Here is a 23,588-nt window from a genome sequence, read left to right on the forward strand (position 1 = left end):
GGGCTTCGACCTCCCCAGCTCACCCCTCAGGAAAGGTGCGCGGTGCCGAACAACGCAGCCGTACGCTTGCCGCAGCAGAGACAGGGCACGTCCGAGCAGTCCGCACAGTCCGAGCAGTCCGCGCAGCAGCGCGAACACCGCTACGACATCGACCTGATGCGGCTGATCTGCTCCGCCACGATCATGCTGGGGCACGTGGGCGCCCAGTTCATCCTCGCGACGAAGAACGACCCGTCGGACGGCGCCGGATCGTACTGGGCCGGGCATGTGGCCGAGGCGATCAACCCGTTCGCCGTCCCGATGTACTTCGCCATCGCCGGCTGGGCCGTTCTGGTCGGGGCGCCCCCGCGCGACACCGGGAAGATGTGGAAGCGGATCGTCCGTAACACCGTGCCGTTGTTCGCGTGGACGGCGATCTACCTGGTCTGGGCCTGGCTGCGGAACCGCAACGACGAGCCGATGACCGAGCTGGCGACGGACTCCCTCTTCGCCTCGGTGCAGCCCGCGTACCACCTGTGGTTCATGTACACCTACATCCCGATCATCATCCTGCTGGCCTTCGCGATGCTCATCAAGGCCGGGCAGCGGCCCTGGCGGCTGGGTGCCGTCCTGCTCGGCATCGCGGTCCTGCCGAGCGTCATGACCACGGTCTCCGAGGTCACGGGCCACGAGATGCCGACCGTCGCCTGGGGCTTCGGCACCTACTCGCTGGTGTACGCGGTCGGCGGGGCCCTGCTCTTCGCGCTCCCCCGGGTCAGCGTGCGGTGGCGCCGCGCGCTGATGCTGCTGCTGCCGCTCACGATGGCCGGGAGCCTCTGGTACAACACGCAGATCCACTACGTGATGCCCAACGCGCACCTGTTCGTCGCCGCGATGAGCATCTGCGTACTGCTGCTGATCAGCAGGATCCGGGTGCCCGAGAAGCGCCGGCCCCTGCTGAAGAAGCTGGCGGGCGCCGCCCTCGGCGCGTACATGGTGCATGTGCTCTTCGTCGAGGAGATCGTCCGGCCGCTGGTCTCGCCCGACCTGAGCGGTCCGGTGGCGGGGCTGCTGCTGGCCGGCCTGGTGGCCACGGTGATGACGCTGTCGTTCGCCGCCAGTCTGCTGTGGGGCAGGCTGAATCTGCGGCGGCTGCTCGGCTGACCGCGTTCGCCAGGTGTTAACCGACCGGTCAACTCCGTACGCCTTCCCGTCAGGTGCCGCCCACCTAGCCTGACTGGAGTTCTCGGACCGCAACACTCCGACTCGACTTCCGACGGATTGAGGTTCTCGGTTCCATGAAAAGGCGCACCCTGCTCACCAGTCCGGCATCCCGGCGTCTGCTCCGGCCGGTCGCCGATCTCATCGATCAGCGCATCGACCGGCGGATCCGCTCGGCCGCGGCGGCGAACGCGGCCGAGCGGGAACGGCTGCGTGACGCCGTCGAACTGATGAAGCAGCACCAGCTCACCCTCGACCTCCTGCTCGGGTCCCGGGCGCGCGGCCTGTCGCGGATCGTGAGCTCCGGCCCCCTGGAGCGCCTGCAGGCCGACGTGGCGGCGCTGGCCGGGGACCGGGACGCCGCCGAGCGCAATGTCGCCACCGCGTTCCGGCTGCTGGTGGCGCTGGAGTCGCTGGGGGTGGGCCGGATCGCCGGCGGCACCATGAACATCTGCGGCAAGCTCGGCACGATCCCGCTGCTCGCCCCGCCGGAGAACGACGAGATCCTCGAGATCGGCACGCTGTACGGCATGTTCTCCGCCGGGCTGGTCCGGATGATGGAGCGGGCCGGCCGCAGCCCGAGCCTGACGATCGTCGACCCGTTCGCCGGCGTGCAGCTCCAGCCCGGCACCCCGCAGCGCCCCGACCCCACCGGCGCCCCGGTCGACGAGCACGCCGTCCGCACCAACCTCGCCCTGGCCGGCCCGGCGGGCGCCGCGGCCCGCATCCAGCGCGGCTTCTCCGAGGACCCCGGGACCCGCGCGGCCGTCTCCGACCGCTCCTACGGCGTGATCGTCGTCGACGGGGACCACTCGGCCGAGGGCGTCCTCGCCGACCTGCAGTGGGCCGAGCAGATCGCCGCGCCGGGCGCGGTGGTCGTCCTCGACGACTACGGCGACCCCAAGTGGCCCGGCATCAAGGACGCCCTGGACAAGCACCTGACCGGCGAGACCCGCTTCACCTACCTGGGCAAGGCCGCGCTCTCGGCGTATCTGCGGGCTTCCTGATCTTTGGCCCCTGCTACGTTCCGCGGACACGGCACGAGGGGTCAGCGTGACCGACACGGCCGGGAGCACGGCACTCGGGGACGCGCCGGCCGGGCGGGCGGCGCGTCAGAGCAAGGTCGCCGCCACGCCCTCGACGATCGCGCGCAGCCCGGCCTCGAAGCCCCGGTCGCGGTTCTGGAAGAACTCGCGGCCACTGGCGGCGGCCAGCGGGTAGTCGGCGAGCCGTTCGGCGCGCGCGTCGAGGTCGTATCCCCCGGCTCCGTCGGCCGGGTCGGGGCCCATCGACTGTTCCTCGATGACGAAGCCGATGGTGTAGCTGTACGCGGTGAACCAGGCGCGGGCGGCGGCCCGCGGGGTGAAGCCCGCCTGGACGAGCGCGCGGAGGTGGGCCTCCATGGGCTCGGCGTACGACAGATCCGTGAAGCGGGTGCCCGCGTAGACCTTGGCGCCGTCCCGGTAGCGCAGCAGGTGGGCGCGCAGGCCGCGCATGCGGAGCAGCAGGGTCTCCCGCCAGTCGCCGTCGGCCGGGTCCGTGCCGGGGGCCGGTTCGGCTGACATCCGGCGCATCATCTCCGTCGCCATCTCGTCGAGCAGCGCCTGCTTGTCCTTGAAGTGCCAGTACAGGGCGGGTGCCTTGACGTCGAGTTCCTTGGCGATGGCGCGCAGGGTCAGGCCCTCAAGACCGACCTCGTTCAGGAGTTCGAGGGCGGCGTCCGCGACGCGGCGGCGGTCGAGGGGGGCTCGTCGTTCCGTGCTCACGGGAGCCAACTTATCGCGCGGCCCGCTTGACAACTTAACAACGTTAAGGGGACTCTCGGAGGCAGACGCACTTAACAGCGTTAAGGAGAGACCTCATGACCACAGCTGTCGACACGGACGTCCTGATCGTCGGCGCCGGCCCGACCGGGCTCACCCTGGGCATCGACCTCGCCCGGCGCGGCGTCGACGCGCTCCTCGTCGAGCGGGCCGAAGGCCTGTTCCCCGGCTCGCGGGGCAAGGGCCTCCAGCCCCGCACCATGGAGGTCTTCGACGACCTGGGCGTCCTCGGCGCGATCCGCGCGGCGGGCGGCACGTACCCGGTCGGGGCGATCTGGCAGGACGGCGCGAAGGTGGGCGAGCACCGGATGTTCGACCCGGTCGAGCCGACCGAGGACGCGCCGTACGCGGAGGGGTGGATGGTGCCGCAGTGGCGCACCCAGGAGATCCTGCGGGCGCGGCTCGCCGAACTGGGCGGGCGCGTGGCGTTCGGCCGGGAGCTGACCGGCATCGCCCAGGAAGCGGAGGGCGTCACGGCCCGCTTCGCCGACGGTTCCGTACTGCGGGCCCGGTACGTCGTGGCCGCCGACGGCGGTCGGTCCGCCGTGCGCGCCGCGCTCGGCATCGGCATGACCGGCGAGCTCGTCGACCCGGGCCCGATGCTGGTGGCGGACGTGCGGATCACCGGCCTGGACCGCGACAACTGGCACATCTTCCCGCCGCGCGGGGACGACGACGGCTTCCTCGCCGTCTGCCCGCTCGCGGGGACCGAGGACTTCCAGGTGATGGCCCGCTTCCCGGAGGGCGGCACGGTGGACGTCTCCCCGGACGGCGTGCGCAAGGTGATCGCCGCCCGCTCCCACCTCGCCCCCGAGGCGGTGACCGAGGTGCGCTGGGCGTCGGACTTCCGGCCGCGCGCGGCGCTGGCGGACCGCTTCCGGGCCGGGCGGGTGTTCCTCGCGGGGGACGCCGCGCACGTGCACTCGCCGGCCGGCGGCCAGGGCCTGAACACCAGCGTGCAGGACGCGTACAACCTGGGGTGGAAGCTGGGCGCGGTGCTGCGGGACGGGGTGGACGCGGGCCTGCTCGACACGTACGAGGCGGAACGGCGCCCGGTCGCCGCCGACATGCTGGGCCTGTCCACCCGGGTGCACCGCGGGGAGGAACGACGCGGGGACGCGACCCGGCAACTCGGGATCGGCTACCGGGAGTCGGCACTCACCCGGGAGACCCGGCAGGCACCGGGCGCGCTGCGCGCCGGGGACCGCGCGCCCGACGGCACCCGGGACGGCGTACGGCTGTTCGACGCATTCCGGGGGCCGCACTGGACGCTGCTCACCGTGGGCACGGACACCGGACTGCCCCCGCTCGGGGCGCCCGTCGTACGGATCCCCGCGTACGCCCCCTACGGGACCGGGGTGTTCCTGGTCCGCCCCGACGGTTACGTCGGCTGGGCCGGGGACACGGCGGCGGGCCTGCCGGAGTACGCGGCACGGATGGGCCTCGCGCGGTAGCGGCAGGGGGCGGGCGGCAGGGTCAGGCGCTCGCCACGGACAGCTTCACCGCGAAGCCCAGGAAGAGCGCCCCCGCGGCCGAGGTGGCCCCCGCCGCCAGCCGCCGCCTGCGGCGGAACGCGTCGGCCAGGCGGGTGCCGCCGAAGATCAGCAGCGAGAGATAGAGGAAGCTCGCCGTCTGGAGCAGCGCGCCGAGGACGACGAAGGAGAGCGCGGGGTAGGCGTAGTCCGGGTCGACGAACTGCACGAAGAAGGAGATCAGGAACAGGATCGCCTTCGGGTTGAGCAGGGAGACCACCAGGGCGCGGCGGTACGGGTGTTCCCCGGCGGACTCCGCGACGGGCGTGACGGCCGCCGCCTCGGTCCGCTGCCCCCGCGCCTTCCACATGGCCCACGCGGAGCGCAGCATGCCGTACGCCATCCACGCCAGATACGCGGCACCGGCGTACTTCACCACCAGGAACAGCAGCGGCGTCGTCGTGAGCACCGAGGCCGCGCCGAGCGCCGCCAGCGTCATCAGGATCGCGTCCCCCGTGAACACCCCGGCCGCCGCCGCGTAACCGGTTCGGATGCCCTTGCGGGCGGCGACGGACAGCACGTAGAGCGAGTTGGGCCCGGGGAGCAGGACGATCAGGACGAGGCCTGCCAGGTAGGTGGGGAGGTCGATGACGCCGAACATGACAAGGAGTGTCGCACGGGGGTACGACACTCCACCCCGGGTCTCAGGGAGTGGGACGGTCAGTCGTCGCCGTCGAGGAGGGTGTCCACGGGGAGGTCGAGGGTGACTCCGACGGACTCGGGAACGGGGACGCTTTCGCCTCGCTTGTGGCGGACGGGGGCGGGGTATTTGCCGTCGACCCAGCTCAGAACACATCCGCCGGCACATACACCCCCCAAACCTCCCGCAACGCCCCGCACACCTCCCCCACCGTCGCCCGCGCCCGCAGCGCGTCCTTCATCGGGTACAGGACGTTGTCCTGCCCCTCGGCGGCCTTCCTCAGGGCGGTGAGGGCGGTGTCCACCGCCTGCCGGTCGCGTTCCGCGCGGAGCCTGCCCAGGCGTTCGACCTGCTGGGCCTCGATCGCGGGGTCGACGCGCAGCGGCTCGTAGGGCTCCTCCTCGTCGAGCCGGAAGCGGTTGACGCCGACGACGACCCGCTCGCCGGAGTCGGTCTCCTGGGCGATCCGGTAGGCGTTGCGCTCGATCTCGTTCTTCTGGAAGCCGTGCTCGATGGCGGCGACGGCACCGCCCAGGTCCTCGACCTTCCGCATCAGCTCCAGCGCCGCCGCCTCGACGTCGTCGGTCATCCTCTCGACGACGTAGGAGCCCGCGAAGGGGTCGACGGTCGCCGTCACGTCGGTCTCGTGGGCCAGCACCTGCTGGGTGCGCAGCGCCAGACGGGCGCTCTTGTCCGTGGGCAGGGCGATCGCCTCGTCGAAGGAGTTGGTGTGCAGGGACTGGGTGCCGCCGAGGACGGCGGCCAGGCCCTGGACGGCGACCCGCACCAGGTTGACCTCGGGCTGCTGCGCGGTCAGCTGCACACCGGCGGTCTGCGTGTGGAAGCGCAGCATCAGCGACTTGGGGTCGCGCGCGCCGAACTCCTCCTTCATCACCCGCGCCCAGATGCGGCGGGCGGCGCGGAACTTGGCGACCTCCTCCAGGAGCGTCGTACGGGCCACGAAGAAGAAGGACAGGCGGGGCGCGAAGTCGTCCACGTCCATGCCCGCCGCGACCGCCGTGCGCACGTACTCGATGCCGTCCGCCAGCGTGAACGCGATCTCCTGCGCGGGGGACGCGCCCGCCTCCGCCATGTGGTACCCGGAGATCGAGATGGTGTTCCACTTCGGGATCTCGGCCTTGCAGTACTTGAAGATGTCGGCGATCAGCCGGAGGGAGGGCTTGGGCGGGAAGATGTACGTGCCGCGCGCGATGTACTCCTTCAGCACGTCGTTCTGGATCGTGCCGGTCAGCTGGTCCGCGCCGACGCCCTGCTCCTCGGCCACCAGCTGGTAGAGCAGGAGCAGCAGCGCCGCCGGGGCGTTGATCGTCATCGACGTGGACACCTTGTCCAGCGGGATCCCGCCGAACAGCACCCGCATGTCGTCGATGGAGTCGATCGCCACGCCCACCTTGCCGACCTCGCCGTGCGCGATCGGCGCGTCGGAGTCGTGGCCCATCTGGGTGGGCAGGTCGAACGCGACGGACAGACCCGTGGTGCCGTGGGCGATCAGCTGCCGGTAGCGGGCGTTGGACTCCGCCGCCGTGCCGAACCCCGCGTACTGCCGCATCGTCCAGGGGCGGCCCGTGTACATCGACGGGTACACGCCGCGTGTGAAGGGATAGGCGCCCGGCTCCCCCAGCTTCTCCGCCGGGTCCCAGCCCTCCAGCGCCTCTGGGCCGTAAACCGGCTCGATGGGCAGTCCGGACTCCGACTCGCGTGCCATGGCGTGCCTCCGCGCTTCCGCGTACTGGGACCTTCCTCACAACGATGCCGCGCCGTTCGCAACCCGTCACGCGCGGGGAACATCTCAGGTGACACCAGTGCGGTGCGCGGGGCACGGCGGTGCGACGACAGGGGGGCTGTCATGCGCGGTACGACGGGTGGGGCACGGGCGGTCGCCGCGCTGGCGGCGCTGCTGACGGTGGGCGGCTGCACGGCACAGGCGGTGGACGCCGACGGCGGTCCGCGCGGGCCCGTGCACGTGGAGGTGACCGGCACCGCCCCGGCCACCCCGGCGCCGTCCGCCCCGGCCCGCTCCACCCCGGCGCCCGCCGTTCCCGAGGACGACAAGCCGAGCACCGCGCCCGCCGCGCCGGCGCCCCCGCCCCGGGTGCTGTGGTCCCCCGGCGACACCGGGCCCGGCGTCCGCGAGCTCCAAGCCAGACTCCGGCAGGTCGCCTGGCTGTACGACGGCCCGACAGGGACGTACGACGATCTGACCGAGCAGGCCGTCAGCGGCTTCCAGGGCAAGCGCGGACTGCCGCGGACCGGCGAGACGGACACCGTCACCTGGCAGCGGCTGCTGGACATGACCCGTGAACCGGGGCAGTGGGAGCTGTATCTGATGGGCGGGCAGCCCGCCGACGCGCCCGACCCGCGCTGTCTGTCCGGGCGGGTGCTCTGCATCAGCAAGTCGAGCCGCACGATGCGCTGGATGATCGACGGGCGGACGGTGTCGACGCTGCCGGTGCGGTTCGGCTCGGAGTACACCCCGACCCGCGAGGGCGAGTTCCAGGTCTACTGGAAGTCCCGCCACCACCACTCCACGCTCTACGACTCGCCGATGCCGTACGCCATGTTCTTCAGCGGCGGGCAGGCGGTGCACTACTCCTCCGACTTCGCCGCACGCGGCTACGCGGGCGCCTCGCACGGCTGCGTCAACGTACGGGACGAGGCGGCGATCGCGGAGCTGTTCGAGGAGGTGCGGACCGGCGACAAGGTCGTCGTCCACTGGTGAGGATGCGGGGCGCGGGCGGGACCGGGGGAACGTGTCCCGCCCGCGCCAGGTGCACGAGCCGCGGGTACGGGGGGAACCCCGGCTCGGTGCAACAGCCGATGACCAGTCGGCTCACTCTGTACTGCGCCGAGGCGGCAGAAAACGTCACACCTTCGCGAAAAAAAGTTGAGCGAAACACAAAATCGCAGGTCAGGCCCGGTTGCCAGATGGTGCCGGCCGGTGCTGTCAGCCGGTGGTGTACGGCGGCGTGAAGGAGGGGCGCGGCGAGAGGGACGCCCGGCCGGGGCGCTCCCGGCGGTCGTCGTCGCCCGGGCCGTCGCCGTCGCCGTCGCCGTCGTGACCGTGTCCGCCGGGGCGGGCTATGCCGTGGCCGTCGTCGTCGTTGTCACCCTGGCCGTTGCCGTTGCCGTTGTCGCCGGTCCCGTGGCCCTGGCCGTTGCCGCCGCCGTTGCCGTTGCCCTTGCCCTCGTCCTTGCCGGTGCCCTTGCCGTTGTCGTCGCCCTTGCCGTTGCCCTTGCCGGCGTCGGCCCCGCCGGGGGCGTGCCGCAGGACGCTCTCGCAGTACCGCGTCACCCGCCCGGAGCCGCCCGCCACCTCCTCCAGGGCGCGTCTGCGGTCGGCGTCCAGGCCCCGGCCGTCGCGCACGGCACGGCAGGCCGCGGCGAGCCCGGTCCACGAGCGGCCGGAGTCACCGTCGTCCGAAGGGGGCGTGGCCCGGTCCTCGCCGTCCCGGCCGGCCTCCGGTTCCCGCTCGGGCGCCTCCCCCGACGGCTCGCCCACGTCGGGGGTGGCCAGGCCGGACGTACCGCCGTGGGTGCCTTCCGGGGACGGCGTGATCAGCGGGCGGTTCGGGGTGGCGGCGGCCGACACCGAGGCGCCGGGGGCCGGTTCGGCCTCGTCGAACGGCGTCGGCAGCACTCCGGTTCCGGCCGCGAACGCCACCCCGCCGATCATGCCGGCGGCCAGGGCGGCGGCCAGCGCCAGACGCAGGGGGCGGTGCCGGCGGGCGCCGCGGCCGGTCGTCGTACGGTCGTCCTGGCGGGCGCCGATGCGGAACAGCCCCGCGTCGGACAGGTCGCCGCGGGCGGGTCCGGCGGCGGTGGCGGGTGCTTCGGCGTGCTCCTCGCGCTGGTCCCGGGCCTTGCGGAAGGCGGCCAGCGCGGCGGCCTCGCCGGGGAGTTCGTCGCTGGTCGGCGGGGGTGTGGCGGCGAGCGCGCCGAGTGCTTGGGCGAGCCGCTCGGCCTGGATGCGGGCGTCGGCGTCGGCAGTGCCCGGTGACTCGCCGCTCAGCAGACGCTCCACCGTCTCACGGTCCAGCCACGGGTACTGCTCGTCGGCCATCACATGTCCTTCTGCGTCCGCGCGCGCGTATGCGTCACACTCGCGGACGTCACCGCGCGGCCGCGCGGTTCTCGCTGGGGCGGCAGGGCGTCGAGCACCCCGGCCGATTCCGGATCGCCGCTCGGGTCGCCGAGGAGTTCGGCCAGCCGCTTCAGCCCGCGGTGCGCCGCCGTCCGTACCGCGCCGGCCCGCTTGCCGAGCGTCTCGGCGGCGGTGTTGGCGTCCAGGCCGACGACCACGCGCAGCACGACGGCCTCGGCCTGGTCCTGCGGGAGGCGGGCTATCAGGGAGAGCGTGCGGTCGGTGGTCAGCGCCTCTATGGCCTCGCCGGCGGTGTCGGACTCGGCGGCCTTCCCCGTCAGTTCCGTCTCGTCGCCGCCTATCGCGGGGCGGCGGCCGCGCATGCGTATGTGGTCCAGGGCGCGGTTGCGGGCGATGCGGGCGGCCCAGCCGCGGAAGCGGTCCGCGTCCCCGCTGAACCGTTCGAGGTCCCGGGCGATCTGCAGCCAGGCCTCGGACGCCACGTCCTCGGCGTCGGGTTCGCCGACCAGCGTCCGTACGTATCCGAGCAGCCGCGGGTGCACCGCGCGGTACACAGTACGGAACGCGGTCTCGTCCCCGTCCTGTGCCGCAAGCACCGCGGCCGTCAGCTCCGCGTCGTCCCCCAGCACCGCACTCCCTCTGCGCCACACCGGCGCCGCTTTCGCGCGGGCGTCTGCCACGTCTCGCTCTGTCCGTCTTCCATCTGTCCGCGGCCCGGCGCGAATGGCACGTTACGGCGTGAAACCGCTCCCCGTCCACGCCCTCAGAAGGTCGGTAGAAGATGCAACTAACTCGTGACTCGATGGTTGCCCACGGGCGCGGGAGCTGGGACGACGCCGGGATACGGCCCTGAGGGCGGCCCGGGTGTGACAGAAAACGCATCCGTGGCGCTGTAGGAAGTACGGGTCGCCGCGCGGCCCGTGCCGCGCGACGGCCGGGGCCTCTCCTGTGGGGGGTGGCGGCCCCGGCCGTTGCCTAGGCCCTGTCGTCTGGATCATCCCGGCGTCGCAGGATCTGGCACGCACATCTGCCGCGTTGTCGTCAGTCGCCGACGCGCCGCGTCGACTCCCTCCTCCGCCTTGCAGCTGCACGCACCAGACCCCGCTCGACTCGGCCAGGACGCACCGTCCCTCACAACCGGGCTGATCCAAACGACAGAGCCTAGGCTGCACCGGCGGAGCCCCGCGGCGAGGAGTCACCCGCCCGGCCTACTCCTTCTTGCCCTTCGCCTGCCCGGGCTCGTTCTTCTCGCTCTGCCCTGCCTGCTCGCCTTGTTCACCCTGCTCGTCCGGCTTCGCCTGGTCACCAGGGGGCGCGGACCGGCCCGCGTTCGCTCCCGTCCCGTCCGTCCCGTCCGGCCCGCCCCGCTCGTCCGGGTTCGTCCGGGCGTCCTCACCCAGCGCCGCGCAGTACGCGGCGACCTTCTCCGCGCCGCCCGCCGCCGCGACCAGCCGCTGCCAGGCCGTCGCGTCCAGGGCTTTGCCGCGCCCCCCGACCTGCTCGAAGGCCCGGCAGTGGGCCTCGGTGTCAGCGGCGGCGCTCGGACGGTCCGGGCGGGCCGGTCCGGTGCCGGACGCCGGGACCGACGGCCGGGCGGAGGGCCGGCCGGCCGTCGGGTCGGCGGGCTGGGAGCGAGCGCTGTGGGACGGGGTGGTGCGGCGGTGCTCGTCGGCGGTGTCCCGACCGGGGGAGCCGGCCGAGCCGATCGCCGCGACCGCGACACCGCCCAGCGTGAGACTCACGGCGAACAGCGACAGCGCCGCCTTCGCCGAGCGCGCGAGTCCGGGCCGGGTGCGGGGCCGCCAGTCGTCGCGGCGCCGGGTGCGGGGGCGCCGGGCGCCGGCCTCCCGGGCGGCCCGGAACGCGGCCACGGCCCGCCCCTCGGCCTCGGCGTCCACACCGTTCGTACGCATCGTGGCGGCGAGCCACGCCTCCAGACGGCCGGTGTCCTCGTCCAGCGGGCCGGACGCGGAGGTGCCGGGGTAATGCGTGTGCAGACGGTCGGGGGCTCCGTCACCGCTGAGCCGTTCACCCATGTCCGTTTTCCCGTCCCGTCCGACCTCTGCGACCCGCGCGGCCGGATCTGTCGCCCTCGCCGTCGTCGTCACTGTTCATTTCGACTCACCCAGCGTCCCGCGGCCGACATCCGTCACACCCCGGTCGGCCAGCTGCCCGGCCAGCCGCTTCAGCCCCCGGTAGGCGGCGGTGCGCACCGCGCCGGGCCGCTTGCCGAGGACGCGCGCGGCGGCGGGCCCGTCGAGGCCGACGACGACCCTCAGCAGCACGGCCTCGGCCTGCTCCCGCGGCAGCGCGCGGACCAGTTCCAGGGCCTGCTCGGTGGAGATGGACTCCAGGGCCTGGTCGTGGGTGGTGTGCGGGCCGGGCAGGTCCAGCACGTCCTGTTCCAGCGCCGACGCGCGGGGCCGTACCCGCTGCCGGCGCAGGTGGTCCAGCGCCCGGTGCCGGGCGATGGTGGCGCTCCAGCCCCGGAAGCCGGCTCCGTCCCCCTTGAACCGCCGGAGGTCGCGGGCGATCTCCAGCCAGGCGTCGGACGCCACGTCCTCGGCGTCGTCGCCGACCATGCCGCGCAGGTAGCCGAGCAGCCCCGGCTGCACCAGCCGGTAGACGACCGCGAAGGCGGCCTCGTCACCGTCCTGGGCCCGCGCGACGGCCGCGCCCAGTTCCCCGTCGTACGCCTGTGTGCGGCGGGGTTCCCCTGCCTGGCCCAAGAACTGTCCTCGCCCTTTACCGGTCGTGGCGGATCCGCACCGGGGAACCCGGCCGCCCTCGTCCACCCGTGTCCCCCACGGTCATCAGCGCCGGGCCGCACAGAAATGTCACAGCTCGTCAGCCGCCCGGCGACGCTTGCCCGTCCCTACGCCACGGCCCTGCGCGCCCGCCCGTGGAGGGTCAGGTAGAACGTCTGGAGGGACTCCTCGGGAGCGCCGGAGTCGAAGCGGTTGTGCACCTTGCCGAGCGGGTTCCAGACCCGCCCGTCGGGCATCCGGACGCCGACCGGCTGGCCGAAGTACGCGCGCTGGTGGGCGTCGAAGTCCACCCAGACCGCCCCTGCCCGGCGTACCAGCACCTCACCGACGTACCCGCCGAGGCCGAACAGCGTCTCCGCGGGCCGTTCCCGTTCGGCTCCGCCCTTGCGCAGTCCGTCGAGCAGGAAGTCGACCACCCGCAGGCTGGCCACGGAGTAGTCCAGCGGCAGCCGGTTGCGGGCGGTGACGCGCGTGACGAAGGCCGTGGTGTAGGGGCGCATCTCTCGCGCGCACGGTGTTCTTCCGCCGGTAGCCGCCGCGTTCACGAGCCCGTCCCTTCGCTCATCCGGGAAACCCGCTCCGGCCCCCCGGATGATCCAGCGCCCGCCGCCGCCGGAACATCACGGGTCACGGGCGTGTCCATTCGCACACAGGCAAATCACAGGCCCCGTACAACCTTTGACGGTCTCGGTCGTCGTTCGTGACGGACGCGTGGCGGCGGTGCCGCGGCCGCTCCGTTCGGGTGAGCTTTCACGGCAGGTGCCCCCACGGTGGCCCCGGGGCGGGAACGGCTTCTCCCGATGCGTTACAGCCAGCCGGTTCCGGCCGGGTAGGAAGAGGTCACCCCCTGATGCGTCTTCTGCCGCGCACCGTCGTCGCGACCGCCCTCGCACTCGCCGCCCTCGGCCTGACCGGCCCCGCCGGGCAGGCGCACGCCGAGGGGACGGGCACCGTCCACACCATCGACATCCTCGGCTCCGACCCCATGCACCGGGCCGTCCCCCGGCGCGCCACACAGCCGTTCCGCATGGTCGGCGTCACCTGGGACGACCCGCACACCGCCCTGGAGGGCACCGTCGAGGTCCGCACCCGTTCCGCCGCGACCGGCGAGTGGACCGGCTGGCGCGCCCTCGACACCGACGCCCGCACTCCCGAGACGGGCCCCGACCACATCCGCGCCGGGGTGCGCGGCGGCACCCAGCCGCTGTGGACCGGCCTCGCCGACGGGGTGCAGGTGCGGGCGTCGGGCCTGCGACTGCCCGAGGGCATGCGGGTGGAGCTGGTCGACCCCGACGGGGACGACCCGGACACGCCCTCCGACACGGGGACGCCCTCCGACACGGGGACGGGCACGTCCTCCGGAACAGGCACAGGCACAGGCACGTCCTCCGGCACAGGCACAGGCACCGGCACGGACTCAGGCACGCCGCAGCCCACCGCCGACCGCCCCGCCGTCACCTCGCGCGCGAGCTGGGGCGCCGACGAGTCGCTGGTCCAGAACCCGCCGACCTACACCACCGGCACCCAGGCGATCTTCGTCCACCACACGGCCGGCACCAACGACTACACCTGCGCCGAGTCGGCGTCGATCGTCCGCGGCATCTTCACGTACCACGTGCAGAGCAACGGTTGGAACGACATCGGCTACCACTTCCTCGTCGACAAGTGCGGCACCGTCTTCGAGGGCCGCGCGGGCGGCATCGACAAGCCGGTGCAAGGCGCGCACACCTACGGCTTCAACACCGCCACGAGCAGCATCTCGATGCTCGGCGACCACAACACGAAGGCCGTCAGCGCCGCGGCGCGCGCGTCGATCGCGAAGGTCGCCGCCTGGAAGCTCGGTCTGTACGACCGCGACCCGTCCGGCACGGTGACGCTGACCGCCGGCGCCGACAACGGCAAGTACACCGCGGGCCAGAAGGTCACCCTGTACCGGATCTCCGGCCACCGCGACGGCTACCCCACCGACTGCCCCGGCCAGAGCCTCTACGGCGACCTGCCCGCGATCCGCGCCCTCGCCGCGGACGCCCGCCGGCTCACCGTGCCGGCCGCCCCCTGACCCGGCCGCTCAGTGCCGGAACGCGCCGTCGTCCGTCGCGTCCCGGCACAGCAGCCGCAGCGAGCCGTCGCCCGAGAAGCAGCGGCGGGCCTCGTCGATGGGGTCCCACAGCCGGCCGTCGGGGGTGCGCACCCAGTGGTCGCCGCCGGTCGCCCACCACTCCGCGCCGGTCTGCCGGACGATCACCTCGCCCGCGTACGCGCCGAACCCCCGCAGCACCGCCTGCACGGCGGCGTACGGCGGCTGCTCGCGGCGCAGTTCGGCGATGAACCGGTCGACGCGCCACAGGCTCTGCGCCGAGTAGTCGAGGCGCACCCGCGCCCCCTCCCGCATCGCCGCGACCGCGTCCCCGGCCCACCGCACCGGTTTCGCCGCGGCGGAGGGCCTGATCTCCTGCTGTGTCGTCGTCACATGGGGAAAAGCGCTCCGGGCCCGAGTTCCGTCACCCGGATGCGGCACCTTCCCGCAACCGTCCCAGGACCGCCCCACTCGCCCCCGGAACGGTCACAGGATTTCCGCGCGGACGGGGGTTTACGCGTGCCGGGCCCGGCGTGACACCACCGCGCGCAGCACGCGGCGGCCCTCGGTGGAGACGTCCAGCGCGCGGCGCAGGCCGCCGGTGCCGTGCTCGGCGAGCAGTTCCAGGACGGTGACCTGGCGGCGCAGTTCGGCGGCGACGAGCGGGGGCATGCCGTCGGTGCGGCCGGCCCGCCGGGAGTCGACCGAGTCGGCGTCCTCGGCGGGATCGAGCATCCGGTGGACCTGGAGGGCGGCGACGGAGCAGGCGTCGGCCCACACCCGCGCCTCGGGGGCGGACCGGATGGCGGGGGCGGCGGCCAGCATCCGCCGGACGAGCAGGGCGGCCTCGTCCTCGGCGTCCTCGGCGTCCACGACGTCCGCGACGCCCAGTTCGGCACGCACCTGGTCCAGCAGGGCGCCCCAGGCACCGGCGTCGCCGCCGTCCACGAGGTTCGCCCACAGCGGGCGCAGCAGTTCGTCGTCCGCGCCCAGCAGGGGCACGCACCGATCCAAACAAGCCAGTCCGCTGGCCGCCAGCCCGCGTTCGTCGGCCTGAGCGATCAGTTCCACCAGGCTCATCCACGCCTCCCTCTTCGGGCCCGTCTGCGGCCTGTCGTGGGCGCCGACCTTTACGGAGCCCGCACTTCCCCTTACTGCGTGCGACCGCCGAGTTCTGTCACAGCGGGACGACACCCAGTCGGTCGAGGAGGCGGAAGAAGAGGTTTTCGGCCAACGGGTCGGGTTCGGCGGTCAGCACTTCGTGGAGCGGTTCGGCGGGGACGGTGTGCCCCGCCTCGGCGGCCCAGGCGACGGCCCGTTCGGCGGCGTCGCGGGGCGGCAGGAAGTAGTCCTCCAGGGTCAGCCCCTCGCTCTCGGCGCCGAGGTACCGGGCCGTCGCCGCCCGCGCCAGACAGCCGGTCCACACCCCGCTCTCCTCGCCGGCGGCCTCCAGGACCACGCAGGCGCTGTCCATGACGTAGCCGAAGAGCGCGGGCGCCCCGGTCCCCCGGGCGAGCGCGCTCATCCCGGCGATCTCGCCGTCCGCGCTGGGCCACTCCCACACCTGCCAGCCGCCCGGCGCCGTGGCGTGCGGCCGCAGCCCCTCCATGCCCGCCAGCGCCGTCAGCCCGTCCAGCGGCCGCTCGGCGCGGCCGACGACGAAGTACCCCCAGTAGCCCATGTCCCGCCCCCGCACTGTCGGTTCGGCCCGAACGCCCCACGGCCCCGCCGGACGCCGCGGCCGTACCGCGGAATCAGCCGAGCCTGTCCGCCAGTTTGCTGAACTCCGCCCAGGAAAGCGAGGGTTCGCCCGGGTTCCAGAGCTTCTGCACGGTGGCGCGCAGGGGCATTCGGATGCCCGCCGCGACCTGCTCCTGCGTCTGCGAGCCGGCCAGGTCGCACCAGACGGCGAACGTCCCGCCGAGGATCTGCCCGTCGTACCGCTCGGGAACGGCCTCCGTGCCGCGCAGCACCCGCGGTGTCCACTGCTCGTAGATCCGCTCCCCCGTCGGATAGACGAAGGTCTGCGGCTCGCCGAGCACGTAGTACAGGAACTCGTCGTTGTAGTTGATCACCTGGCGTCCGGCGCTCAGATACTCCAGCGGCTGCCGGGCCCCGATCTCCTTGCCCGTCCAGTACGCGACCTGGATCTTCTCGTCGGCCTTCACGGACGTGCCCTCGTAGAACCCGTCGTTCCACGCGCGCGGCGTCCTGTCGTGGACCCGGACGGTCAGCGCGCGGTCGTTGAGCCAGCCGGTGGCCAGGTCGGCGACGGTCGCGCCGGCGCCGTAGGCCTCCCGCGCGGCCGCGGCGAGCTGCGGGTACGACGCCTCCGGGTCGGACGCGGTGAGCGCCAGGTACTCGTCCCCGCCCAGATGCCAGGGCGTGCCGGGGAAGAGGCCGGCGAACTCGTTCAGCAGGTCGTCGACGATCTCGGCGGCCTTCGGATCGGAGATGTCGACCGCGCCGCGCGCCGCGACCCCCTGCGCGTTGCGCAGCTGGAGGTCGGGATGGGCGTCGATGACCGCGCCGAGATGCCCCGGCGAGTCGATCTCCGGCACCACGGTGATGTGCCGGCTCTCGGCCAGCTCGACGATCTTCCGCACCTGCGCCTTCGTCAGGTGGTCCTCCGACACGATCTCCGGGTGCGTGTCGGACTGGATGCGGAAGCCCTGGTCGTCGGAGAAGTGCAGGCCCAGCTGGTTGTACTTCAGGTCCCCCAGCTCCCGTACCCGGTCCTCGATCCAGCCCGCGTCGAAGTGCTTGCGCGCGATGTCCAGCATGAACCCGCGCTGCGGCTTGGCCGGCTCGTCGCGCACCACGCCCTCCGGGGCGCTCCCGCCGCCGCGCACGGCCTGCTTCAGGGTGCGGGTGCCGTAGAAGACCCCCGCGTCGTCGGGGGCGGTGATGGTGACCCGGCCGCCGCGCACGGTCATGGTGTACGACTCCGGGTCGGCGCCCTCGTCGTCGTTCAGCGCCAGCCGTACGTCCCCGGCCTTCAGGTCGCCCTTCCGGCCGCCGTACGTCACCCCCAGTTCGCCGGCGATCAGCCGCCCCTCGTCCTCGAGACCGGCGTCGCTGACCACCACCCGGTACCCGCGCTCGGGCTGCCAGCCGGGCCCGCGCGCCGGCGTGTGCGCCCGTACGGCGGGAATGGTGTCCGGCGCGGAGGACAGCGGGTAGCTCCGGCTGGGGGTGGGCGTCGGGCTCGGCTCCGCCGGGGCGGGCGCCCGCGCGGACTGCCCGGCCGACGGCAGCCGAGCCGAGCCGACCGGCTCGCCGCGCCCGTCGTCGCCTCCGCCGGCCCACACTCCCAGGCCCACCCCGGCGGCCACGACGACGACGGCGGCGCCGGCGGCCACCGCGGCCGTCCGCGTCCGCCTCGCCCTCCTCGCCGGCGCCCGGCGCCTGTGCTGACTCACGCCGCCAACGTACGCCGAAAGCGGACGCGACGCGTCCACCAAACGTTCCTAAACTCTCCCGTGCGGGTGAAATTCGGGCAACCGTCGGACACGCCGTGACCACTCTCGATAACGTGAGCGCACATCCTTCACACCTTCCTCGAGGACCCACGCTGCCCGCGCACCGTCTCCCCGACCTCCCCAGCCGGCTCGCCATACCGGATCAGTCCCGCCACACCGGTGCCCCGCCTGCCGCCTTCAACACCGCGCCCGCCGATTCCGTCCGGCGCACCCTCCTCGGCTGCCTGCACAGCCACCGCTGGGCCGACCGCGTCACCGCTCACCGCCCCTACCCCGACCTCGGCTCCCTCCTGGCCGCGGCGGACGAGGCGGCGTACGACCTGACACCGGCGGACGTGACGGAGGCCCTGGCGGCGGAATCCCTGCCGGAGCTTCCGGAGGGAACGTACGAGGCGGCACATACGGCGCTGAACGCCGCGTACGCCGCTTATGAGGCCAGATTCGGACACGTATTCGTCATCTGCGTGAACGGCACGCCTCCGGACGAGGCGCTCAACCACGTGCTGACCGCCATCCGGTCACGATTGGCGAACGATCCGGAGGACGAGCGCCTGGTGGTGGCGGAGGAACTCCGGCACCTGGCGAAGGCGCGCCTGGCGGACGCCCTGAGGGGCGCGGGGCTGTAATCGGTCTGCGGCTGCCGCCGCGTGGGCGCGACCAGCCACAATGGCGCCGCAACCTATACATAGCAGGACACCTCAGGGCAGAAGCCGCACCCTAACCCATCCGCGTGCCAGTTTGATCACACCGGTAGGCCCCGCGTAAGCGCCGCAGGCAACCGTCGCTACGATGCTGGGGGCCGGTGGACCGTACCCGGCCGGGCCCGTCCGACCACCGAAGCCGGCAGGCCCCAATCCCGCTCCCGGAGGGTTCTTCCGTGCCGGCTGGAACGCTGTACCGCGGACGGGAAGGAATGTGGTCCTGGGTGGCTCACCGAGTCACCGGCGTCCTCATTTTCTTCTTCCTGTTCGTACACGTGCTGGACACCGCACTCGTGCGTGTCTCCCCAGAGGCCTACGACAAGGTCGTGGCCACGTACAAGACGCCGATCGTCGCCGTGCTGGAGTACGGCCTCGTCGCCGCCATCCTCTTCCACGCGCTCAACGGCCTCCGCGTCATCGCCGTCGACTTCTGGTCGAAGGGCCCGCGCTACCAGAAGCAGATGCTCTGGACCGTCGTAGGCATCTGGGTCGTGCTGATGCTCGGGGCGATCTACCCCGTCCTCGGCCACGCCGCTCGTGAACTGTTCGGGAGCTGACGCCCATGTCCACCACTGAGACCACCGCATCCGGTGTCGGCCCCGTCGAGGGCGGCTACAGCGTCGACAACCCGGCGCCCTACATCGAGGCCCCGCGCAAGCGCACCAAGAAGACCCCGAAGTCCACGCGGGGCAACTTCGAGCTGGCGGCCTGGCTCTTCATGCGCCTGTCCGGCGTGGTGCTGGTCGTCCTGGTCATCGGCCACCTGCTGATCCAGCTCGTGCTCGACGGCGGCGTCTCCAAGATCGGCTTCGCCTTCGTGGCCGGCCGCTGGGCCTCCCCGTTCTGGCAGGTCTGGGACCTGCTGATGCTGTGGCTGGCGATGCTGCACGGCGCCAACGGCCTGCGCACGGTCATCAACGACTACGCGGAACGCGCGAACACCCGGCTGTGGCTCAAGGGCCTGCTCTACACCGCCACGGTGTTCACCATCCTGCTGGGCACGCTGGTGATCTTCACCTTCGACCCGAACATCCGCTAGGCACGGGGCTGCGAGAATCATGAAGATCCACAAGTACGACACCGTCATCGTCGGCGCCGGTGGCGCCGGTATGCGCGCGGCCATCGAGTCGACGAAGCGCAGCCGCACCGCGGTCCTGACCAAGCTCTACCCCACCCGCTCCCACACGGGCGCCGCGCAGGGCGGCATGGCCGCCGCGCTGGCCAACGTGGAGGAGGACAACTGGGAGTGGCACACCTTCGACACGGTCAAGGGCGGTGACTACCTGGTCGACCAGGACGCCGCCGAGATCCTGGCGAAGGAGGCCATCGACTCGGTCCTCGACCTGGAGAAGATGGGCCTGCCGTTCAACCGCACCCCGAACGGCACGATCGACCAGCGCCGCTTCGGCGGTCACAGCCGCAACCACGGCGAGGCCCCGGTCCGCCGGTCCTGCTACGCGGCCGACCGCACCGGCCACATGATCCTCCAGACGCTGTACCAGAACTGCGTCAAGGAGGGCGTGGAGTTCTTCAACGAGTTCTACGTCCTGGACCAGCTGATCACCGAGGTCGACGGCGTCAAGAAGTCGGCCGGTGTCGTCGCGTACGAGCTGGCGACCGGTGAGATCCACGTCTTCCAGGCGAAGGCCGTGATCTACGCCTCCGGCGGCTGCGGCAAGTTCTTCAAGGTGACGTCCAACGCGCACACGCTGACCGGTGACGGCCAGGCCGCCGTCTACCGCCGCGGTCTGCCGCTGGAGGACATGGAGTTCTTCCAGTTCCACCCGACCGGCATCTGGCGCATGGGCATCCTGCTGACGGAGGGCGCCCGCGGTGAGGGCGGCATCCTCCGCAACAAGGACGGCGAGCGCTTCATGGAGAAGTACGCGCCGGTCATGAAGGACCTCGCGTCCCGTGACGTCGTGTCCCGCTCCATCTACACGGAGATCCGTGAGGGCCGCGGCTGCGGTCCCGAGGGCGACCACGTCTACCTCGACCTCACGCACCTGCCGCCGGAGCAGCTGGACGCCAAGCTCCCGGACATCACCGAGTTCGCGCGGACCTACCTCGGCATCGAGCCGTACACGGACCCGATCCCGATCCAGCCGACCGCGCACTACGCCATGGGCGGCATCCCGACCAACGTCGAGGGTGAGGTCCTGGCGGACAACACCACCGTCGTGCCGGGTCTGTACGCCGCCGGCGAGGTCGCCTGCGTCTCGGTGCACGGCGCCAACCGCCTGGGCACCAACTCGCTGCTGGACATCAACGTGTTCGGCCGCCGCGCGGGCATCGCCGCCGCCGAGTACTCCCAGAAGGCGGACTTCGTCGAGCTGCCGGAGAACCCGGAGTCCCTGGTCGTCGAGCAGATCGAGCGGCTGCGCAACTCCACCGGCAACGAGCGGGTCGCCGAGCTCCGCAAGGAGCTGCAGGAGACCATGGACGCCAACGTCATGGTGTTCCGCACCGAACAGACGATCAAGACGGCCGTCGAGAAGATCGCCGAGCTGCGCGAGCGCTACAAGAACGTCGCGATCCAGGACAAGGGCAAGCGGTTCAACACGGACCTGCTGGAGGCCATCGAGCTGGGCAACCTGCTCGACCTGGCCGAGGTCATGGCGGTCTCCGCCCTGGCCCGCAAGGAGTCCCGCGGCGGTCACTACCGCGAGGACTACCCGAACCGCGACGACGTCAACTTCATGCGCCACACCATGGCGTACCGCGAGGTCGGCGCCGACGGGTCGGAAACCGTCCGTCTCGACTACAAGCCGGTCGTCCAGACCCGCTACCAGCCGATGGAGCGTAAGTACTGATGGCTACCCCTGTTCTGGACAAGGTCGAGACCCCCGACTCGGGGTCCGCGGCCTCGCCGTACATCACCGTCACCTTCCGGGTCCGCCGGTTCAACCCGGAGGTCTCGGCGGAGGCGACCTGGGAAGACTTCCAGCTGGAGATCGACCCCAAGGAGCGCGTCCTCGACGGTCTGCACAAGATCAAGTGGGACCTGGACGGCACGCTGACCTTCCGCCGCTCCTGCGCCCACGGCATCTGCGGCTCGGACGCCATGCGGATCAACGGCAAGAACCGTCTGGCCTGCAAGACGCTGATCAAGGACATCAACCCCGAGAAGCCGATCACGATCGAGCCCATCAAGGGCCTGACGGTCCTGAAGGACCTGGTCGTGGACATGGAGCCGTTCTTCCAGGCGTACCGGGACGTGATGCCCTTCCTGATCACGAAGGACACCAACGAGCCGACCCGTGAGCGGCTGCAGTCGGCCGAGGACCGTGAGCGCTTCGACGACACCACGAAGTGCATCCTGTGCGCCGCCTGCACGTCCTCCTGCCCGGTGTTCTGGAACGACGGGCAGTACTTCGGCCCGGCGGCCATCGTCAACGCGCACCGCTTCATCTTCGACTCGCGTGACGAGGCCGGCGAGCAGCGCCTGGAGATCCTGAACGACAAGGACGGCGTCTGGCGCTGCCGTACGACCTTCAACTGCACGGACGCCTGCCCGCGCGGTATCGAGGTCACGAAGGCGATCGCCGAGGTGAAGAGGGCGCTGATCACGCGCCGCTACTGACCCTCTCTCGGGTACGTGGCCCAGGGCCCCGTCTCCGGTGCACAGCACTGGGGGCGGGGCCCTGGCGTGTCTACGGGCGGCACAATGACGGGGTTTGAGCAGTTTGCATCTTATTCTGACGTTATGTCAGACAACCAGTCGTACGAGCTGCTCGGTTTCGACAACGTGCTGCTGCCCGTCGGCGACCTCGCCGAGGCGGTGACGTTCTACGAGCGCGCCGGGTTCACGACGGCCTTCCGGATCGACGAGGCCGGGATCGCACTGCTGAAGGTCGGGGGCGAGACGCCCGGCCTGCTGCTGCGGCAGGAGGAGGAGTTCGGGCACCGGCCGCCGCCGTGGCCGACGCCACGGGTGTGGCTGGAGGTGCCGGACGCCCGTACGGCGGCGCGGGCACTGACCGGCGCGGGCATCACCCTGCTCGACGAACCCTCCCCCGTGGCCACCGGATGGACGGTCGAGATCGCCGACCCCTGGGGGAACGTCCTGGGGTTCACGGACTACAGCAAGCGGCCGGAACTGGGGCGCCGCCCCTGAGGCGGGCGTCACACCGGCAGCACCCACTTCTGCGTTGAACGCGTTCAAAAACAGGTCTACAGTCTCCCCTGTCAGCGTTTTGAACGCGTTCAAGAAAGGGTGGGGGACATGGACCGTACGGTCGTCGCCTACGTCATCTACCTGCTGGTGAGCATCTCCCTGACCATCTGGGTGGCCCGCACGCTGAGTCGCAACGGGCGGGTCTTCCTCGCCGACGTGCTGCACGGCGACGAGAAGCTCGCCGACGCCGTCAACCACCTCCTCGTGGTCGGCTTCTACCTCGTCAACCTCGGATTCGTGGCGCTGTACCTGAGCGACGACGAGACCATCACCGACACCCGCGGGATCTTCGAGGCGCTGTCGACGAAGCTGGGCGTGGTGCTGCTGGTGCTGGGCGTCATGCACCTGGGCAACGTGTACGTGCTCAACCGCATCCGGCGGCGCGGTGTGATGGAGCGCGAGCAGCTGCCGCCGGTCGCCCCGCAGGGCTGGGCCGCTCCTACGGCCGGGGCGTGAACGCGGTGAACGCGGCGGATGCGGTCGACGCGGTGAACGCGGCGGATGCGGTTGACGCGGTGAACGGGGTGGACTCGGTGGTCGCCACCGCCTGGGGCCGGGACGCCGCGCGCGTCCCGGTCCGCCGGCTCACCGTGCTGTACGACGCCGAGTGCGGCCTGTGCGGCTTCCTGCGCGACTGGCTGGTACGGCAGCGCCAGCTCGTCCCGCTGGAGGTGCTGCCCGCCGGCTCCGACGAGGCCCGGCGGCGCTTCCCCGGCCTCGACCACGGCGCCACCCTCGACGAGATCACCGTCGTCGGGGACGCCGGACAGGTGTATCAGGGGACGGCCGCGTGGATCGTGACGTTGTGGGCGCTGCGCGAGCACAGGGGACTCGCGCATCGCCTCAGCACCCCGTCGGGGGCGCTGCTGGCCCGTGGCGCGGTCCTGGCCGCCGCGAAGCTGCGGGGCGCGCGGGGGAGGCGCGGGCGTCGGCAGGACGGGCAGTGGGCCGGGCGGGCCTACCGCCGCGCGGACGGATGGGTGTACGACCCCGGCGTCGGCTGGCGGTACGACCCGCCCGGCTGCGGCGGCGAGGCCTGTCCCACTCACTAGAGTCCCGGGCGAC

Annotated in this window: 25 protein-coding genes; 13 read left to right on the top strand and 12 right to left on the bottom strand. The window is 72.2% G+C overall.

Annotated elements, in window-relative coordinates:
• The first annotated feature begins 42 nt into the window (after positions 1–42).
• On the top strand, positions 43–1,143 hold the full coding sequence (locus AMK31_RS11710) for an acyltransferase (RefSeq protein ID WP_073940400.1): 1,101 nt from the start codon (positions 43–45) through the stop codon (positions 1,141–1,143).
• 134 nt (positions 1,144–1,277) lie between these two features.
• A complete protein-coding gene (locus tag AMK31_RS11715) occupies positions 1,278–2,207 on the top strand; it encodes a class I SAM-dependent methyltransferase (RefSeq protein ID WP_073940401.1) in 930 nt (309 codons plus the stop codon).
• Positions 2,208–2,312: 105 nt separating this feature from the next.
• Here the strand turns inward: AMK31_RS11715 and AMK31_RS11720 are convergent, their stop codons facing one another.
• Entirely contained in the window at positions 2,313–2,966 is a 654-nt protein-coding gene (locus tag AMK31_RS11720) for a TetR/AcrR family transcriptional regulator C-terminal domain-containing protein (RefSeq protein WP_073940402.1), read from the bottom strand.
• A 95-nt stretch (positions 2,967–3,061) separates the two neighbouring features.
• On the opposite strand from AMK31_RS11720, the gene AMK31_RS11725 reads away from it, so the two are divergent.
• Positions 3,062–4,477: an FAD-dependent oxidoreductase gene (locus AMK31_RS11725; protein ID WP_073940403.1), complete on the top strand. Its 1,416-nt coding sequence runs from the start codon at positions 3,062–3,064 to the stop codon at positions 4,475–4,477.
• A gap of 22 nt (positions 4,478–4,499) precedes the next feature.
• On the opposite strand, the gene leuE is transcribed toward AMK31_RS11725, so the two are convergent.
• Positions 4,500–5,156 (bottom strand): leucine efflux protein LeuE, encoded by a 657-nt coding sequence (gene leuE, locus AMK31_RS11730; RefSeq protein ID WP_073940404.1) that lies wholly within the window; start codon positions 5,154–5,156, stop codon positions 4,500–4,502.
• A gap of 184 nt (positions 5,157–5,340) precedes the next feature.
• Complete coding sequence (locus AMK31_RS11735; RefSeq protein ID WP_073940405.1) at positions 5,341–6,921, bottom strand: acyl-CoA mutase large subunit family protein; 1,581 nt, start codon at positions 6,919–6,921, stop codon at positions 5,341–5,343.
• A gap of 141 nt (positions 6,922–7,062) precedes the next feature.
• On the opposite strand from AMK31_RS11735, the gene AMK31_RS11740 reads away from it, so the two are divergent.
• Positions 7,063–7,935, top strand: coding sequence for a L,D-transpeptidase family protein (locus AMK31_RS11740; RefSeq protein ID WP_073940406.1), 873 nt, complete (start codon positions 7,063–7,065; stop codon positions 7,933–7,935).
• 225 nt (positions 7,936–8,160) lie between these two features.
• Here the strand turns inward: AMK31_RS11740 and AMK31_RS11745 are convergent, their stop codons facing one another.
• The 5 genes from AMK31_RS11745 to AMK31_RS11770 all read right to left on the bottom strand — a co-directional run bounded on the left by AMK31_RS11745 (position 8,161) and on the right by AMK31_RS11770 (position 12,586).
• Positions 8,161–9,276, bottom strand: a complete 1,116-nt coding sequence (locus tag AMK31_RS11745; RefSeq protein ID WP_073940407.1) for a hypothetical protein — start codon at positions 9,274–9,276, stop codon at positions 8,161–8,163.
• Complete coding sequence (locus AMK31_RS11750) at positions 9,276–9,947, bottom strand: RNA polymerase sigma factor (RefSeq protein WP_073940408.1); 672 nt, start codon at positions 9,945–9,947, stop codon at positions 9,276–9,278. Before AMK31_RS11750 ends, AMK31_RS11745 begins: the two co-directional genes overlap by 1 nt.
• 579 nt (positions 9,948–10,526) lie before the next feature.
• Complete coding sequence (locus tag AMK31_RS11760; RefSeq protein WP_107468587.1) at positions 10,527–11,354, bottom strand: hypothetical protein; 828 nt, start codon at positions 11,352–11,354, stop codon at positions 10,527–10,529.
• Positions 11,355–11,429: 75 nt separating this feature from the next.
• Positions 11,430–12,047, bottom strand: coding sequence for an RNA polymerase sigma factor (locus tag AMK31_RS11765; RefSeq protein ID WP_073940410.1), 618 nt, complete (start codon positions 12,045–12,047; stop codon positions 11,430–11,432).
• Between the two features lie 146 nt (positions 12,048–12,193).
• Positions 12,194–12,586 carry a hypothetical protein gene (locus tag AMK31_RS11770; protein ID WP_073940411.1) on the bottom strand — a complete coding sequence of 131 codons (393 nt, stop codon included), beginning with the start codon at positions 12,584–12,586 and terminating at the stop codon, positions 12,194–12,196.
• A gap of 350 nt (positions 12,587–12,936) precedes the next feature.
• Here AMK31_RS11770 and AMK31_RS11775 point away from each other — a divergent pair, with 350 nt between their 5' ends.
• Positions 12,937–14,145, top strand: a complete 1,209-nt coding sequence (locus AMK31_RS11775) for a peptidoglycan recognition protein family protein (RefSeq protein WP_079186807.1) — start codon at positions 12,937–12,939, stop codon at positions 14,143–14,145.
• 9 nt (positions 14,146–14,154) lie between these two features.
• On the opposite strand, the gene AMK31_RS11780 is transcribed toward AMK31_RS11775, so the two are convergent.
• The 4 genes from AMK31_RS11780 to AMK31_RS11795 form a co-directional block, all read right to left on the bottom strand.
• Positions 14,155–14,556: a hypothetical protein gene (locus tag AMK31_RS11780; RefSeq protein ID WP_073940412.1), complete on the bottom strand. Its 402-nt coding sequence runs from the start codon at positions 14,554–14,556 to the stop codon at positions 14,155–14,157.
• Positions 14,557–14,676: 120 nt separating this feature from the next.
• Positions 14,677–15,243 carry a hypothetical protein gene (locus tag AMK31_RS11785; protein WP_073940413.1) on the bottom strand — a complete coding sequence of 189 codons (567 nt, stop codon included), beginning with the start codon at positions 15,241–15,243 and terminating at the stop codon, positions 14,677–14,679.
• 97 nt (positions 15,244–15,340) lie between these two features.
• Positions 15,341–15,844, bottom strand: coding sequence for a hypothetical protein (locus tag AMK31_RS11790; RefSeq protein ID WP_073940414.1), 504 nt, complete (start codon positions 15,842–15,844; stop codon positions 15,341–15,343).
• Positions 15,845–15,917: 73 nt separating this feature from the next.
• Positions 15,918–17,585 carry a beta-N-acetylhexosaminidase gene (locus AMK31_RS11795; protein ID WP_079186808.1) on the bottom strand — a complete coding sequence of 556 codons (1,668 nt, stop codon included), beginning with the start codon at positions 17,583–17,585 and terminating at the stop codon, positions 15,918–15,920.
• Between the two features lie 113 nt (positions 17,586–17,698).
• On the opposite strand from AMK31_RS11795, the gene AMK31_RS11800 reads away from it, so the two are divergent.
• The 8 genes from AMK31_RS11800 (at position 17,699) to AMK31_RS11835 (ending at position 23,575) form a co-directional block, all read left to right on the top strand.
• Positions 17,699–18,271, top strand: coding sequence for a 2-oxo-4-hydroxy-4-carboxy-5-ureidoimidazoline decarboxylase (locus AMK31_RS11800; RefSeq protein WP_107468588.1), 573 nt, complete (start codon positions 17,699–17,701; stop codon positions 18,269–18,271).
• 251 nt (positions 18,272–18,522) lie between these two features.
• Entirely contained in the window at positions 18,523–18,903 is a 381-nt protein-coding gene (gene sdhC, locus AMK31_RS11805; RefSeq protein WP_073940416.1) for a succinate dehydrogenase, cytochrome b556 subunit, read from the top strand.
• Positions 18,904–18,908: 5 nt separating this feature from the next.
• Entirely contained in the window at positions 18,909–19,385 is a 477-nt protein-coding gene (locus AMK31_RS11810; protein WP_073940417.1) for a succinate dehydrogenase hydrophobic membrane anchor subunit, read from the top strand.
• 19 nt (positions 19,386–19,404) lie between these two features.
• Positions 19,405–21,159, top strand: a complete 1,755-nt coding sequence (gene sdhA / locus AMK31_RS11815) for a succinate dehydrogenase flavoprotein subunit (protein WP_073940418.1) — start codon at positions 19,405–19,407, stop codon at positions 21,157–21,159.
• Positions 21,159–21,929: a succinate dehydrogenase iron-sulfur subunit gene (locus AMK31_RS11820; protein ID WP_073940419.1), complete on the top strand. Its 771-nt coding sequence runs from the start codon at positions 21,159–21,161 to the stop codon at positions 21,927–21,929. The genes sdhA and AMK31_RS11820 overlap by 1 nt, the downstream gene beginning before the upstream one ends.
• Before the next feature lie 123 nt (positions 21,930–22,052).
• Positions 22,053–22,463 carry a VOC family protein gene (locus AMK31_RS11825; RefSeq protein WP_073940420.1) on the top strand — a complete coding sequence of 137 codons (411 nt, stop codon included), beginning with the start codon at positions 22,053–22,055 and terminating at the stop codon, positions 22,461–22,463.
• A 108-nt stretch (positions 22,464–22,571) separates the two neighbouring features.
• Complete coding sequence (locus AMK31_RS11830) at positions 22,572–22,979, top strand: hypothetical protein (RefSeq protein ID WP_073940421.1); 408 nt, start codon at positions 22,572–22,574, stop codon at positions 22,977–22,979.
• 68 nt (positions 22,980–23,047) lie between these two features.
• Entirely contained in the window at positions 23,048–23,575 is a 528-nt protein-coding gene (locus AMK31_RS11835; protein WP_385311072.1) for a thiol-disulfide oxidoreductase DCC family protein, read from the top strand.
• The last annotated feature ends 13 nt before the right edge of the window (positions 23,576–23,588 follow it).

Origin of the sequence: Streptomyces sp. TSRI0107, assembly GCF_001905845.1 — a bacterium.
Classification (GTDB): Bacteria; Actinomycetota; Actinomycetes; order Streptomycetales; family Streptomycetaceae; genus Streptomyces.

What these genes read in the sequence shown, in the direction of transcription:
- AMK31_RS11715 (WP_073940401.1), top strand. Translation starts at nt 1,278, where the DNA reads ATGAAAAGGCGCACCCTGCTCACCAGTCCGGCATCCCGGCGTCTGCTC.
- AMK31_RS11725 (WP_073940403.1), top strand. Translation starts at nt 3,062, where the DNA reads ATGACCACAGCTGTCGACACGGACGTCCTGATCGTCGGCGCCGGCCCG.
- leuE (WP_073940404.1), bottom strand. Translation starts at nt 5,156, where the DNA reads ATGTTCGGCGTCATCGACCTCCCCACCTACCTGGCAGGCCTCGTCCTG.
- AMK31_RS11735 (WP_073940405.1), bottom strand. Translation starts at nt 6,921, where the DNA reads ATGGCACGCGAGTCGGAGTCCGGACTGCCCATCGAGCCGGTTTACGGC.
- AMK31_RS11740 (WP_073940406.1), top strand. Translation starts at nt 7,063, where the DNA reads ATGCGCGGTACGACGGGTGGGGCACGGGCGGTCGCCGCGCTGGCGGCG.
- AMK31_RS11745 (WP_073940407.1), bottom strand. Translation starts at nt 9,276, where the DNA reads ATGGCCGACGAGCAGTACCCGTGGCTGGACCGTGAGACGGTGGAGCGT.
- AMK31_RS11760 (WP_107468587.1), bottom strand. Translation starts at nt 11,354, where the DNA reads ATGGGTGAACGGCTCAGCGGTGACGGAGCCCCCGACCGTCTGCACACG.
- AMK31_RS11770 (WP_073940411.1), bottom strand. Translation starts at nt 12,586, where the DNA reads ATGCGCCCCTACACCACGGCCTTCGTCACGCGCGTCACCGCCCGCAAC.
- AMK31_RS11775 (WP_079186807.1), top strand. Translation starts at nt 12,937, where the DNA reads ATGCGTCTTCTGCCGCGCACCGTCGTCGCGACCGCCCTCGCACTCGCC.
- AMK31_RS11785 (WP_073940413.1), bottom strand. Translation starts at nt 15,243, where the DNA reads ATGAGCCTGGTGGAACTGATCGCTCAGGCCGACGAACGCGGGCTGGCG.
- AMK31_RS11790 (WP_073940414.1), bottom strand. Translation starts at nt 15,844, where the DNA reads ATGGGCTACTGGGGGTACTTCGTCGTCGGCCGCGCCGAGCGGCCGCTG.
- AMK31_RS11810 (WP_073940417.1), top strand. Translation starts at nt 18,909, where the DNA reads ATGTCCACCACTGAGACCACCGCATCCGGTGTCGGCCCCGTCGAGGGC.
- sdhA (WP_073940418.1), top strand. Translation starts at nt 19,405, where the DNA reads ATGAAGATCCACAAGTACGACACCGTCATCGTCGGCGCCGGTGGCGCC.
- AMK31_RS11820 (WP_073940419.1), top strand. Translation starts at nt 21,159, where the DNA reads ATGGCTACCCCTGTTCTGGACAAGGTCGAGACCCCCGACTCGGGGTCC.
- AMK31_RS11825 (WP_073940420.1), top strand. Translation starts at nt 22,053, where the DNA reads ATGTCAGACAACCAGTCGTACGAGCTGCTCGGTTTCGACAACGTGCTG.
- AMK31_RS11830 (WP_073940421.1), top strand. Translation starts at nt 22,572, where the DNA reads ATGGACCGTACGGTCGTCGCCTACGTCATCTACCTGCTGGTGAGCATC.